The organism is Microbacterium sp. (assembly GCF_047606685.1).
In the GTDB taxonomy this organism is placed as follows: domain Bacteria; phylum Actinomycetota; class Actinomycetes; order Actinomycetales; family Microbacteriaceae; genus Microbacterium.
In genome coordinates this window covers 38,182-52,330 of record NZ_JASGEC010000074.1, presented here as the reverse complement: position 1 = coordinate 52,330, position 14,149 = coordinate 38,182, and the positions used below count along the sequence as shown (strand labels likewise).

General features: G+C 70.8%; 9 protein-coding genes. 5 read left to right on the top strand and 4 right to left on the bottom strand.

Annotated features, from left to right (window positions below):
- The first annotated feature begins 333 nt into the window (after positions 1-333).
- Positions 334-1,305 carry a hypothetical protein gene (locus QM611_RS09190; RefSeq protein ID WP_415079613.1) on the top strand — a complete coding sequence of 324 codons (972 nt, stop codon included), beginning with the start codon at positions 334-336 and terminating at the stop codon, positions 1,303-1,305.
- Between the two features lie 207 nt (positions 1,306-1,512).
- Here the strand turns inward: QM611_RS09190 and QM611_RS09185 are convergent, their stop codons facing one another.
- The gene (locus tag QM611_RS09185; RefSeq protein WP_415079612.1) at positions 1,513-2,970 is read right to left on the bottom strand and encodes a GuaB1 family IMP dehydrogenase-related protein; all 1,458 of its coding nucleotides are present in this window, start codon (positions 2,968-2,970) and stop codon (positions 1,513-1,515) included.
- 107 nt (positions 2,971-3,077) lie between these two features.
- Here QM611_RS09185 and QM611_RS09180 point away from each other — a divergent pair, with 107 nt between their 5' ends.
- Positions 3,078-6,842, top strand: coding sequence for a multifunctional oxoglutarate decarboxylase/oxoglutarate dehydrogenase thiamine pyrophosphate-binding subunit/dihydrolipoyllysine-residue succinyltransferase subunit (locus tag QM611_RS09180; RefSeq protein WP_415079611.1), 3,765 nt, complete (start codon positions 3,078-3,080; stop codon positions 6,840-6,842).
- Positions 6,843-6,872: 30 nt separating this feature from the next.
- Here QM611_RS09180 and QM611_RS09175 read toward each other — a convergent pair whose 3' ends face one another.
- Entirely contained in the window at positions 6,873-8,246 is a 1,374-nt protein-coding gene (locus QM611_RS09175) for a DUF222 domain-containing protein (protein WP_415079610.1), read from the bottom strand.
- A gap of 106 nt (positions 8,247-8,352) precedes the next feature.
- Here QM611_RS09175 and QM611_RS09170 point away from each other — a divergent pair, with 106 nt between their 5' ends.
- Genes QM611_RS09170 through QM611_RS09160 form a run of 3 tightly spaced genes read left to right on the top strand, consistent with a single transcriptional unit; the run spans position 8,353 to position 11,560 of the window.
- Positions 8,353-9,237, top strand: a complete 885-nt coding sequence (locus QM611_RS09170; protein ID WP_415079609.1) for a diacylglycerol kinase — start codon at positions 8,353-8,355, stop codon at positions 9,235-9,237.
- A 29-nt stretch (positions 9,238-9,266) separates the two neighbouring features.
- Complete coding sequence (locus QM611_RS09165) at positions 9,267-10,166, top strand: NYN domain-containing protein (protein ID WP_415079608.1); 900 nt, start codon at positions 9,267-9,269, stop codon at positions 10,164-10,166.
- Positions 10,166-11,560, top strand: a complete 1,395-nt coding sequence (locus QM611_RS09160) for an MFS transporter (protein WP_415079607.1) — start codon at positions 10,166-10,168, stop codon at positions 11,558-11,560. Before QM611_RS09165 ends, QM611_RS09160 begins: the two co-directional genes overlap by 1 nt.
- Positions 11,561-11,692: 132 nt before the next feature.
- Here the strand turns inward: QM611_RS09160 and QM611_RS09155 are convergent, their stop codons facing one another.
- A complete protein-coding gene (locus tag QM611_RS09155) occupies positions 11,693-12,559 on the bottom strand; it encodes an LLM class flavin-dependent oxidoreductase (protein ID WP_415079606.1) in 867 nt (288 codons plus the stop codon).
- 32 nt (positions 12,560-12,591) lie between these two features.
- Positions 12,592-13,965, bottom strand: coding sequence for an aspartate aminotransferase family protein (locus QM611_RS09150; protein WP_415079605.1), 1,374 nt, complete (start codon positions 13,963-13,965; stop codon positions 12,592-12,594).
- Positions 13,966-14,149: the final 184 nt, after the last annotated feature.

The window sequence follows — 14,149 nt, the reverse complement described above, 5'->3', positions numbered from 1 at the left end:
CCCGCGCGCGCTCGCGCGCCACCCGCGTCCCCCGCGCCACCCGCGCGCCCCGCGCGCCAGAAACCCGCATTCGCGCCTGCGAGCGTCATGCGCGAATGCGGGTTTCTATAGCGCGCGAAGAGGTGCCGCGGTGGGAACACGCGCGATTGAAGGTTTCTGTAGCGCGGCGGTGTCGGTGTGCTGGGAACTCACGCGAGTGCGGGTGTCGGCAGCGCGGGCGCCTCGCCGCGCGACGCGGCGCGTGCTCCTGCACAGCCCGCCGTGCGCCGGCGGATGTCCACAATCGCGCTCGATCGGCGCCGAGGCGCGCCCGGCAGCCGTCATCCTGGGCCGATGGATGTCGCGACCCTGCACCCCCACGAGACCACCCCCATCGAGGTCGTCCGTCGGCGCGGGCAGCTCGATCGCGTCGACGACCGCCGCTTGCGGCGAATGCTCGAAACGCGCGAGTGGGTGCGGATCGTTCCCGGCGTCTTCGCACGGGCAGTCGATTGGCGGGCGCTCAAGCCCATCGAGCGCCACCGCGCCAAGGTGCTCGAGACACTGCACCGAATGACGGCGCCCGCCGTCGTGTCGCATCGCTCCGTGGCGGCGGCGTGGGGCATCGACACTCTGGGCGCCTGGCCCCGGCACGTCGAGATCACGACCGAGCGCGCGAGCGGCGGCCGCACGAGCGGCCTGGTGCGGCGGTACGGCTTGGGCCTGAGCGACGTGGAGAGGATGCCGTTCGCCGGCCGGCACGTCACAGTCCCCGCGCAGACCGCGCTCGACCTGGCCCGCTCGCTTCCGTTCGCAGAGGCAGTGGCCGCCGTCGATCAAGCCATATGGCAAGGCCGGGATGGCGGACCGCTCACCACGCTGGGCGAGGTCGAAGATCTGTTGGAGCTCGCCGAGCCACGGCGCGGTGACGTGCGCGCGCGGCGCGTGCTCGAATTCGCCTCGCCACTCGCCGCAAACGTGCGCGAGTCGCAGATGCGTGTGCTCGTCGTCGCGCTCGGGTTCTCCACGCCACGACCGCAGGAGAGACGCGTGCTTCCCAGCGGACGCGTCGCCTACGGCGATCTCTACTTCCCCGAAGACGACCACTGGCTCGAGGTCGACGGGCGCGGGAAGTACCTCAGTCCGGAGTTCGGGCTCGAGCGCGATCCCGCGATGATCGTGATCGACGAGAAGAACCGCGAGAACGAGATCCGCCGCGAGGTGCGCGGCTTCTCGCGTCTGGAGGCGACGGACGCCGACAATCCGCGCCTCGTCTACGACGTGCTCACCCGCGACGGCTTGCGCAGTCGCCTCCCGCGGCCCTGACACCCCGCGCCGCGCCCGCGCGCCGCGCGCTACAGAGACCCGCAATCGCGCCTGCGAATAGCGCGCGCGAGCGCGGGTTTCTGTAGCGCGAGAGGTGCCCACGTGTGGGAAACACGCGCGAGCGCGGGTTTCTGTAGCGCAAACGGCACCCCCGTCACAAGAACACACGCGCGAACGCGGGATTCTGCAGCGCGCCAGAGTCCCGCGTCACCAGCTGACCGGGAGCGCCTTGCCCTCGTCGTAGCCGGCGGCCGACTGCAGGCCGACCCGGGCGCGATCGTGGAACTCCGCGACCGACGACGCCCCCGCGTACGTGAACGACGAGCGCACGCCCGACGTGATCATGTCGAGCAGGTCCTCCAGGCCGGGCCGCAGCGGGTCGAGGTAGATCTTCGACGACGAGATGCCCTCGGCGAACAGCTCGCGGCGCGCCAGCTCGTACGGGTCCAGCCGGCCAAACCGCGCGTGCACGGCCTTCGTCGACGCCATCCCCCACGACTCCTTGTACACGCGGCCGTCGGCGGCGGTCTGCAGCTCGCCAGGCGCCTCGATCGTGCCCGCGAACCACGAGCCGACCATGACCGACGACGCTCCGGCCGCGAGAGCCAGGGCGACATCGCGCGGGTAGCGGACGCCACCGTCGGCCCACACGTGGGCGCCCATGATGCGCGCGGCCTCGGCCGTCTCGAGCACGGCCGAGAACTGCGGGCGACCGACCGCGGTCATCATCCGGGTCGTGCACATCGCGCCGGGACCGACGCCGACCTTGAGGATCGACGCGCCCGCGGTCACCAGATCGTGCACGCCCTCGGCCGTCACGATGTTGCCCGCGGCGACCGGGATGCCGAGCCTCAGCTCCGACACGGCGCGCAGGGCGCGCAGCATCCCCTCCTGGTGCCCGTGCGCGGTGTCGACGACGAGCACGTCGACGCCCGCGGCGGCCAGCGCCTGCGCCTTGGCCGCCACGTCGCCGTTGATGCCGACCGCGGCGGCGACGATGAGCCGCCCGTCCCGGTCGACGGCCGGCCGGTACAGCGCGGAGCGCAGCGCGGTGCGCCGCGACAGCGTGCCGACCACGAAGCCGTGGCGCAGCACGCACACGACGTCGGCGTCCGCCCCGACGATCACGTCGAACGCGTGCCGGGGCGTTTCCACGTCGTCGGCGTCGATCGAGGGCGTGCGACCGCGCACAAGGTCGCCCAGTCGCGCATCGGGCAGCGCGCGCCCGAGCCGTGACGCCGGAACGATTCCGCGCACGCGCTCCAGTGCGAGCGTGTCGGCGGGCCCTTCGGCCACGACAATGCCGTGGCCGGGAGTGGCCGGAAGGAGCTTCGCGGCGTCGGCGGCGCTCGCATCCGGCGGCAGCACAATCGGCGTGTCCCACGGCACGGGCTGGTCCTTGACCCAGCGGATCGCGGCGTCGAGCTCTTGCAGCGGCATGTCCTGCGGCAGCACGCCGAGCCCGCCGCGGCGGGCCAGCGTCGCGGCCAGCCGCGGCCCGGTGACCGAGTTCATGTTCGCCGACACAAGGGGAATCGTCGCGGTCGTGCCGTCGCCGGGCGCGAGGTCGACATCGAGGCGACTTGAGATCGCCGACCGCCGAGGAACGAGGAACACGTCCGAGTACGTCAGGTCGACATCCGGCCGCTCGCCATAGAACTCCATGTGAGTCAACAGTAGTGAGTCTGAGCGCTAGGCTTGATGAGCGCGCGTGGCGCCGCTTCGACGCTGTGCGCGCGGCGATTTTCACCGATGAGAGCAGGCGATCGAGCGTGTCCAGCCAGGTCACGGGCGCAGGGGTGTCGAGCGAAAGCGAGTTTGGCGCCAACGAATGGCTCGTGGAAGAGCTTTACGAGCAGTACAAGTCCGACAAGAACTCGGTGGACAAGGAATGGTGGCCCGTCCTCGAGTCGTTCCGCCCCGCCAATGGCGGAGCGCGGACGGATGGCGCGGGGCCGACGACGACGAACGAAGCTCCCCCAGCCCCAGCCCCAGCCCCCGCCCCCGCCCCCGCCGAGCCTGAGCCGCAGGCCGCGCCGGCGGCATCCGAGCCCCGCCCGCTGACCACGCCAATCCCGGTGCTCGGCGCGCAGCCGGTGGCCCGCACCACCGGAAAGCCGGCGAGGCCGCAGCCCATTCCCGCCCAGGCGCCGGTCACGACGCACACGTCGGAGGGGTCGGCCGAGGAGGACACCGTCACTCCGCTGCGCGGGATGCCGAAGGCGCTCGCGGCCAACATGGACCAGTCGCTGACGGTCCCGACCGCGACGAGCGTGCGCACGATCCCCGCCAAGCTCATGATCGACAACCGGATCGTGATCAACAACTACCTGTCGCGCACGCGCGGCGGCAAGGTCAGCTTCACGCACTTCATCGGCTGGGCGATCATCCAGGCGCTCAAGGAGTTCCCGAGCCAGAACGTGTTCTACGCCGAGGTCGACGGCAAGCCGTCGGTCGTCGCGCCCGCGCACATCAACCTCGGCGTGGCGATCGACCTGCCCAAGCCCGACGGCACTCGGGCGTTGCTCGTGCCGAGCGTCAAGCGCACCGAGACGATGTCGTTCAGCGAGTTCCTGGCCGCCTACGAAGACCTCGTCGCGCGCGCCCGCGCGAACAAGCTCACGCCCGCCGACTTCCAGGGCACGACGATCTCGCTCACCAACCCCGGCGGCATCGGCACGGTGCACTCGGTGCCGCGCCTGATGAAAGGCCAAGGCGCGATCATCGGCGCCGGCGCGCTGGAGTACCCGGCCCAGTTCCAGGGCATGAGCGAACGCACGCTCAGCGAGCTCGCGGTCGGCAAGACGATCACGCTCACGAGCACGTACGACCATCGCGTCATCCAGGGGGCGGGCTCGGGCGAGTTCCTCAAGAAGGTGCACGAGCTGCTGATCGGGCAGCGCGGCTTCTACGACGACATCTTCGCCGCCGTGCGCATCCCGACCGCTCCGATCCGCTGGGCGAACGACATCAACGTCGACCTCGCCGAGCGCGTCGACAAGGCCGCCCGCGTGCAGGAGCTCATCAACGCCTACCGCGTGCGCGGCCACCTGATGGCCGACATCGACCCGCTGGAGTACCGGCAGCGCACGCACCCCGACCTCGAGTTGGAGAGCCACGGCCTCACGTTCTGGGACCTGGACCGCGAGTTCGTCACGGGCGGGTTCGGCGGCAAGCGCGTGCTGAAGCTGCGCGAGATCCTCGGCGTGCTGCGCGACTCCTACTGCCGCACGATCGGCATCGAGTACATGCACATCCAGGACCCTTCGCAGCGCAAGTGGTTCCAGGACAACATGGAGGTCAAATACCAAAAGCCCGGGCACGACGAGCAGCTGCGCATCCTCAGCAAGCTGAACCAGGCCGAGGCGTTCGAGACGTTCCTGCAGACGAAGTTCGTCGGCCAGAAGCGCTTCTCGCTCGAGGGGGGCGAGTCGCTCATCCCGCTCCTCGACCAGATCCTGGAGGGCGCCGCAGAGGCGGGCCTGGACGGAGCGGCGATCGGGATGGCGCACCGCGGCCGGCTCAACGTGCTCACCAACATCACGGGTAAGACGTACGGCCAGGTCTTCCGCGAGTTCGAAGGCTCGGTCGCCGTCGGCAACAAAGCAGGTTCGGGGGATGTCAAGTACCACCTCGGCACCGACGGCACCTTCGTCGCCGACGGCGGGCAGCAGATCCCGGTCCATCTGGCGGCCAACCCGTCGCATCTGGAGACCGTCGACGGCGTGCTGGAGGGCATCGTCCGCGCCAAGCAGGACCGCAAGCCGATCGGCTCGTTCTCGTACCTGCCGGTGCTCGTGCACGGTGACGCGGCGTTCGCCGGACAGGGCGTCGTCGTCGAGACGCTGCAGATGTCGCAGCTGCGCGGATACCGCACGGGCGGCACGATCCACGTGGTGGTCAACAACCAGGTCGGGTTCACCACGACCCCCGTCGACGGATACACCTCGATCTACGCCACCGACGTCGCCAAGACCATCCAGGCGCCGATCCTGCACGTCAACGGCGACGACCCCGAGGCGGTCGTGCACGTCGCCGAGGTCGCGTTCCGCTACCGCCAGGAGTTCCACCGCGACATCGTCATCGACCTGGTCTGCTACCGCCGCCGCGGCCACAACGAGGGCGACGACCCGTCGATGACGCAACCCCTGATGACGAACCTCATCGAGGCGAAGCGGTCGGTGCGCCGGCTCTACACCGAGGCACTCGTCGGACGCGGCGACATCACCGAGGAGGAGTACGAGAACGCCAAGAAGGACTTCCAGGAGAGCCTTGAGATCGCGTTCACCGAGACGCACGAGGCGCAGACGGGAACGACGGATGTCGTTGACACCGCCACCATCGAGTTGGCCGAAGCCGATCGTGCGCCGGGTGTGCTGGCGACCACCGCCGTGTCGCGCGAGATCGTGGAGAAAGTCGGCAACGCGTTCGTGAACAAGCCCGACGGCTTCACGGTGCACACCAAGCTGCAGCAGCTGCTGGAGAAGCGCCTCGATATGAGCCGCAACGGCGCCGTGGACTGGAGCTTTGCCGAGCTGCTCGCGTTCGGCTCGCTGCTGCTGGAAGGCACGAACGTGCGCCTGGCCGGCCAAGACGCGCAGCGCGGCACGTTCGTGCAGCGGCACTCGGTGCTGCACGACCGCGACAACGGCCAGGAGTGGATCCCATTGACGAACCTCGGCGAGAACCAGGGCCGGTTCTGGGTCTACAACTCGCTGCTCAGCGAGTACGCGGCGATGGCGTTCGAGTACGGCTACTCGGTGGAGCGCCCCGACGCGCTCGTGCTGTGGGAGGCGCAGTTCGGCGACTTCGCCAACGGCGCGCAGTCGGTGATCGACGAGTACATCTCGGCGGCCGAACAGAAGTGGGGCCAGCAATCGAGCATCGTGCTGCTGCTCCCCCACGGCTACGAGGGGCAGGGCCCCGACCACTCGTCTGCACGCATCGAGCGCTATCTGCAGCTGTGCGCGCAGGACAACATGACGGTGGCAAGGCCCTCGACGCCGGCATCCTATTTCCACCTGCTGCGCCGCCAGGCGTACAGCCGCCCCCGCCGCCCCCTCGTGGTCTTCACGCCGAAGGCGATGCTGCGGCTGCGCGGCGCGACGAGCGCGGTCGAGGAGTTCATCACGGGGCGCTTCGAACCGGTGCTCGACGACGACCGCGGGGTCGACAAGAGCGTCGTGAAGCGGGTGCTGCTGCACTCGGGCAAGATCCACTGGGACCTGCGCGCCGAGCTCGACAAGAACCCGAACCCCGAGATCGCCCTAGTGCGGCTCGAGCAGTTCTACCCCGCCCCCATCGACGAGCTCAACGCGGTGATCGACAGCTATCCCGGCGCCGAGCTGGTCTGGGTGCAGGACGAGCCGGAGAACCAGGGCGCGTGGCCGTTCATCGCCCTCGAGGTCGTCAAGCACCTGCACGGCCGCACGATCCAGCGCGTGTCGCGGTCGTCGGCGGCGTCGCCGGCAACGGGCTCGCCGAAGGTGCACGCGGAGGAGAGCGCTGAGATCCTGCGCACGGCCACGACGCTGTAGCGGGTCGCCGGCCGAGCCGGCATCGACGGGCTAGAACGGGGGCGGGTCGAGGCCCGTCGTCGCGCCGCTCGGGCTGGTCCAGCGCAGCTCGCCGGCTTCGGAGTCGCGTTCGAGCCGCCACCGCGTGCCGTGCTTGACGATGTGGTGGTGCTCGCAGGTTGGCCCGAGGTTCGTCGCCGCGGTCGGCCCGCCGAACTGCCAGTCCACGCGGTGGTCGATGTCGCACTCGCGCGCCGAGCGGGCGCAGCCGGGGAACAAGCAGCTCGCGTTCTCGATCGTCACCCATCGGCGCAGGTCGGCGGGCACCCTGTACGTCGTGCGGTCGACGTCGAGCACGGTGCCGGTGACAGGATGCGTCAGCACGCGAATCCAGCTCCTCGCCGATCCGGCGAGCCGCTTCGCCGTGTCGAGGTCGATCGGGCCGTAGCCGTCGAGGGTGGCCGGCGTGTCGTCTTCCCCGAGCAGCGTCATCATCGGCACGGTCACCGAGACAACCGGATCGATGCCGCGGCTCTCGCCGCGAGCGAGGATGCCGACGAGCACGTCGGCGCGCAGCTGCGCGAGTGTGCGCTCCTCGTCGGGCTCGGCGCGCAGGCTGCGGGCGTGCGCGTCGACCACGTTCCAGGCGGCGTGGATGTCGGCCGTCGGCGCCTGCACGCAGAGCGTCGACATCGCGTCGTCGCCGTCGACGATCCACACGCTGCGCTCTTGCGCCGCCTCGCGGTGCCGCTCGTCGATCGAGGCGGGATGCATCCGGTCGCGCACCACCCGCGCTCGCACCCGGAACCTCGCAGGCGTGAGCACCGCGGCCGACGACACGAGCTGCTCGTCGAATGCCGCCCACGCCGCGTGCGCGGCCGAGGGCAGCGACGCCGCGTCGCGGGCGGCGATCCGCGCGTTCTGCTCGCTGATCGCGCCGCCCAGGAACAGCGCCCACAGCCGCGGGCACCGCGAGCGCAGGGCGTCGGCGTCGGCGGCCTTCGCCCGCACGGTCGTCTCCGACATCCGCAGTCGCACCGCGATGTCGGCCACTGCCGCCCGCACGGCCAGGTCGCGGCGCTCGCGGCGCACCGCCGATGTCGTCCGCCCGCGCGGGTCGGCCCAGGCACCGTCGAGCGTCGGGTCGGGCCCGGTCCACGGGTCGGGATCGACGGCCGCCTCGGCGAGGATGTCGGCGATCGCGCGGTACTGCGCCGCCACCAGCACTCGCGCCCGCGCGTGCGCGTCTTCGAGCTCGGCGAGCGCGTCAGCCGGTTGCCCCGACGCCTCGGGGTCGCCGGGCGGCGGCGCGTACTCGGCGGGGTCGAGCCCCGCCACATCGCGCGGATCGACCAGGTCGTGCCACGCGGCATCCACGTCCCATCCGCGGGTCTCGCCCGCGTACAGAAGCGTGGATTTGTTCATATTTCGAGTGTATGAGTAGCCTCCGACATTGATATCTATCTGCTCCTCACGCCCCGCCGGCCAACAGCCATCGCCCGCACGGCCACACACCTGCCATGCTCGTCTCGTGCGCATCGCCGTCGTGGTCAATCCCGCCGCCCGCTCCGGCGCGCACACGCAGACCGCCGACCGCGCCGCCCGCCGGCTGCGCGAGCACGGGCACACCGTCACCGCGATCAGCGGCGGCAGCGCCGAGGAGACATCCGCTCTCATCCGCGAAGCCCTCGGCGCCGGGGCAGACGCGCTCGGCGTCGTCGGCGGCGACGGCACCGTCAACCTCGCCGCGCAGGAGCTCGCAGGCACCGGCGTGCCCCTCGGCGTCATCCCCGCCGGCAGCGGCAACGACCTCGCGGCGCACCTCGGCATCCCCGCGCTCCGACCCGAGCAAGCGGCCGACATCATCGACGCCGGCCACACGCGCACTATCGACCTCGCTCGCCTCACCCGTGCCGACGGCTCGTCTCGGCTGTACACGACGGTGCTGGCGAGCGGCTTCGACTCGGCGGTGAACGACCGGGCCAATCGCATGCGCTGGCCGCGCGGCGAAGCCCGGTACAACCTCGCGATCCTGCTCGAGTTCCTCGGTCTGAGGAGCATCCCGTTCACGCTCGAGGTCGACGGCGAGCACGTCGACGGCCCGCTCGTGATGGCGAGCGTGGGCAACACGCCCGCCTACGGCGGCGGCATCCCGATCTGCCCCGCCGCCGACGCGGAGGACGGCCTGCTCGACGTCACCATCGTGCGCCCGCGGGGTCGGCTGCGACTCTTGCAACTGCTGCCCACGGTGTACCGGGGCACCCACGTCGACCGGCCCGAGGTGGAGACGTTCCAGGGGCGACAGGTGACCCTGCGCGCGCACGGGGTCACCGCGTACGCGGACGGCGACCCGATCGCGGCGCTCCCCGTGCAGATCGAGGCCGTGCCGCGCGCGCTCACCGTCGTCGTGCCCTGACGGGCCCGCGAGCCTGACAGACTGGAGTCATGCCCGAGGCCTCCGACTCCCGCGTCGCCGTCTACATCGACTTCGACAACATCGTCATCTCGCGCTACGACCAGGTCAACGGCCGCGGCTCGTTCATGAAGGACCGCGGCACGACCAAGCCCGCCGCTGAGTTCGCGGCACGGCTCAAGCGCGCCACCGTCGACATCGGCGCGATCGTCGATTTCGCGGCGTCCTTCGGCACGATTGTGCTCACGCGCGCGTACGCCGACTGGTCGACGCCGGTCAACGCCGACTACCGGGCGCAGCTTGTGGGCCGCGCCGTCGACCTCGTGCAGCTGTTCCCCGCGGCCGCGTACAGCAAGAACGGCGCCGACATCCGGCTCGCGGTCGACGCCGTGGAGGACATGTTCCGCCTGCCCGATCTCACGCACGTCGTGATCGTCGCAGGAGACTCCGACTATGTGCCGCTCGCGCAGCGCTGCAAGCGGCTGGGCCGGTACGTCATCGGCGTCGGGGTCGCGGGATCGACGGCGAAGTCGCTCGCGGCCGCGTGCGACGAGTTCGCCGCGTACGACCGGCTGCCCGGGGTGCCTGCCGCGCCGCCCGACCCCGAGCCGGTCGCGAACCCTCCGGCCAAAAAGCCCGCCGGGCCGCGGTCGGCGGCGAGAAGGGCGAAGGATGCGGCGGCCTCGCCGTCGCAGAAGGAGTCCGCCGCGCTCCTCGAGCGCGCGCTGCGACTGGAGAGCGAGCGCACCGACGACGAGTGGGTGAACGCGTCGGCGGTGAAAGACCTGCTCAAGCGCATGGACCCGTCGTTCAGCGAGAAAGACCTCGGGCACCGCTCGTTCACCGACTTCATCCGCGCCAACGCGGGCGTCGCCGACCTGCGTGAGGAGGGCAACGTCCGCCACGTGCGCCTCGCCGACGGCGCGCGCTGATGGCGGACGGTGTCGGGCTGCGCTCCGAGCGCGGCCCCATCCTGCTGAGCCTCATGCTCGCGACGTTCCTCGTCGCCATCGACGCCACCATCCTGTCCACGGCCGTTCCCGCGATCGTGCGCGACCTGGGCGGGTTCGCGCAGTTCCCGTGGCTGTTCTCGATCTTCCTGCTCGCGCAAGCGGCCTCGATCCCGGTGTACGCCAAGCTCGCCGACACGTTCGGGCGCAAGCCGGTGATGTTCGTCGGCATCGGCCTGTTCCTGGTCGGATCGATGCTGTGCGCGCTGGCGTGGAACATGACCGCGCTGATCGTCTTCCGCGCCGTCCAAGGGCTCGGCGCCGGCGCGATCATGCCGATGACGATGACGATCTCCGGCGACATCTACACGGTGCGCGAGCGCGCCAAGGCGCAGGGGTACATCGCGAGCGTGTGGGCGCTGTCCGCCGTGGTCGGGCCGACGCTCGGCGGCCTGTTCGTGCAGTTCGTGTCGTGGCAGTGGATCTTCTGGGTCAACGTGCCGCTGTCGGTGCTCGCGGCGTGGATCCTGTGGCTGCGCTATGACGAGAGCTTCGAGCGCCACCGCCGTCGCATCGACTTCGCGGGGGCGGCGCTACTGACCGCCGCGCTCGTGCTGCTCGTGCTGGGCGTGCTCGAGGGCGGCAGCGCGTGGGAGTGGATGTCGTGGCAGACCGCCGTCGCGTTCGGCGGCGGCATCCTGCTGCTCGTGCTGTTCGTCCTCGTCGAGCGGGCCGCCGACGACCCCGTCCTTCCGCCGTGGGTGTTCCGCAGCCGCATCATCTCGACGAGCTCGCTCGTGTCGCTGGTCGTGGGCGTCGTGATGATCGGCGTCGTCTCGTTCGTGCCGACGTTTATCGAGGTCACGACCGGCTCCACGCCGCTGGTGGCCGGGCTCACGGTGTCGGCCCTCGTGCTCGGCTGGCCGCTCACGGGCGCGCTCGCCGGCCACTTCTACCTGCGCATCGGCTTCCGCGCCACGGTGCTGATCGGCTCGGCCGGGGCACTCGTCGGCGCCGTGTGCCTCGCGGCGTTCTCGCTGTTCCCGTCCATCGTGCTGACGGCGATCGGATGCTTCGTGCTCGGCCTCGGCCTCGGGCTCGTCGCCAATCCGAGCCTCATCGCGGCGCAGTCCAGCGTGGACCTGCGCCAACGCGGCGTCGTCTCGGGCGCGAGCACGCTCGCTCGATCGATCGGCAGCTCGCTTGGCGTTGCGGTGTACGGAGCCATGGCCAACGCCATCATCGCCGGGAGAGGGACGGATGCCGCGGCCGTGCAGGCGGGCGGAACCGGCGTGTTCGTGGCCACGGTCGCGGCGGCGGTGCTGCTCCTGCTGTCGGGACTGCTGCTGCCGCACGTGCCGATCGCCGACACGTGAGTTCGCCGCTGCCGCGCGCGCTGGGAGGGCGCCCTGCCGCTGTGCTGCCAATGGGCTCTGCGGTCCTCACGCTCTGATCTTGCTGGTGATCAAAGCGTGAGGCGCGCGGATGCCGTTCGGCTGGCGGTGGGGCTAGGCGACGAGCCTCGCGACCTCGGCCGCCTCCGTGTAGAACGCGGCGAGGTCGGTCTCATCGCCCGCCGGCAGCAGGACGACATCGTCGACTCCGGCATCCGCGAATCGCCGCACGCCCGCGGCGACCTCGGCCGCGCTCCCCCACAGCGCGCGGTCGTCGTCGACGCCGCGCTCGCCCAACTCGACGCGCACGCGCTCGTCGGAGCCCGCCCCGAACGCGGCCACCACGTACGCGACGATGTCGGGCTCGCCCTCGCGCCCCGCCTCCGCGCGGCCCGCCCGCACACCCGCGATCATCGAGGCGTACTCGGCGGGGGTGTGCCGGCTGTCCAGCACGATGCCGTCGGCCACCTCACCGGCCAGCCGCAGCGTCTTGGGCCCCTCCGCTGCCGCGTAGACACGGGGCGGACGCGCCGGCGGCCAGTCCAGGCGCACGCGGTCCAGCGACACGTACCGGCCCGAGGCCGTGACCTCGTCACCGGCGAGCAGCCCCCGCAGCGCCGGCACGTACTCGCGCATCAGTGTCAACGGCGACGCGACGCGCGCGCCCACCTGGCCCATCCACGGCAGCACTCCATGCCCGACGCCCGGCAGCAGCCGCCCCGGGAACATCCGCTCGATCGTCGCGACCTCCATCGCCGTGACGGCGACGTTCCGCAGCGGCATGGGCGCGATGCCGATGCCGACCCTCAGGCGCTCCGTCCACGCCAGTGCGGCGGCGGTGGCCGCGAACGCCGACTCCCGGAAGCAGTCCTCCCACACCCACAGTTCGGGCAGCCCCGCCGCCTCGGCCGCCTGCACGGCGTCGTGGAACGCCTCGGGCGGATTCGGATACGGGCTGAAGATGGCTCCGACGCGCGTCATGATCTCACTGTTCCACTCGCGTCCGACACGGGCTACGCGGTCAGCTCGGAGGCCAGCTCCTCGAACACCGCGACATACGCGTCGATCGCCTCGTCGGTGTGGGTCACCGACAGCGTCCACTCCTCCTCGCGACCCGGCGTCATGAAGATGCCACGGTTCAAGTTGTAGAGCCAGGCCAGGTCGGCCAGCTCGGCATCCTGGTTCTCCTTGAAGCTCTCGTAGTCGACGACCTTCTTCGTCGAGAACGTGACGCAGCCCTTCGAGCCGATCCCGACGGCGTAGCCGGGCAGGTCGTATTTGTCGACGACGCTCTGGCATCCGTCGACGATGCGGTCGTTGAGGTGGTTCAAGTGCGCGTACGCCTCGGCTGTCAGCACCTGCTCGAGCGACGCGCGGGCGGCCGCCATCGAGAGCGGATTGCCGTTGTAGGTGCCCACCTGGTAGACCGAGCCGTCGGCGACGACCGACATGACCTCCTCGGTGCCGCCGATGGCCCCCGAGGGAAGGCCGCCGCCGAGCGCCTTGGCGAGCGTGACCATGTCGGGCGTGACGCCGAACTTGTCCGTCGCGCCGCCGGGCGCGATGCACAAGCCGGTCTTGACCTCGTCGAAGATCAGCACGATGCCGTGCTTGCGGGTGATCTCGCGCACCGCCTGCAGGTAGCCGGGCTCGGGCAGCACGACCCCGAGGTTCATCATGGCGGCCTCCATGATGACGCACGCGGGCTTGCGGCCCTCCGCCGTCAGCCGCTCGATGCGCCGCTCCATCGCGCCCGCGTCGTTGAAGGGCACCGCGATGGTCATGTCGACCACCGACTGCGGGATCCCCGCGCCGTACGACAGCGACGCGAGGTTCTCCCGGTCGCCGATCTCGTCGTACGCGACACCGATCGACACCATGACCGTGTCGTGGTGGCCGTGGTACGAGCCGAAGATCTTCAGGACCGTGTCGCGGCCGGTGAGAGCGCGGGCGATGCGGATCGCATCCATCGTCGCCTCCGAGCCCGAGTTCGTGTACCGCCACTTGGGCAGGCCGAACCGCGCGGCCAACTCGTTCGCGACGACAACATCGTCTTCGGTCGGGCACCCGAAGTGCGTGCCGAGCGGGTACCGCGCGGCGATCGCCGCGCCGATCGCCGGGTGCGCGTGGCCCTGCACCATCGAGCCGAAGCCGTTGTGGAAGTCCCACATCTCGTTGCCGTCGACGTCCCGCACCTTCGGACCGGAGCCGCTGGCGATGTAGAGGGGCCACGGGTCGCGCAACTGGTACGACGACGCGACACCGCCCGACAAGTGCTCGGACGCCCGTCGATACAGATCGCGCGACGCGGTGGTCCGCTCGTCCAGGCGCGCCGACTCGCGCGCTGTCAGCTCGGCAATGCGAGCCCGATCGATAGTGATGCTCATGCTTCCTCCCGCATGGTTCACGCCGACCGGCCTGGCGTCGACGTTTGCAGGAAAGGAGTCGCTCACCGGTCGGCCTGGCCCCGGGAGCGGTCCGAAGACGCCTGAAGGATATCAGAGGTGTCGCTCGGGCGCAGTGCTCGGGCTTGACTCACGCAACAGGCGGGTCGCCGAGCCCACCCCGTGC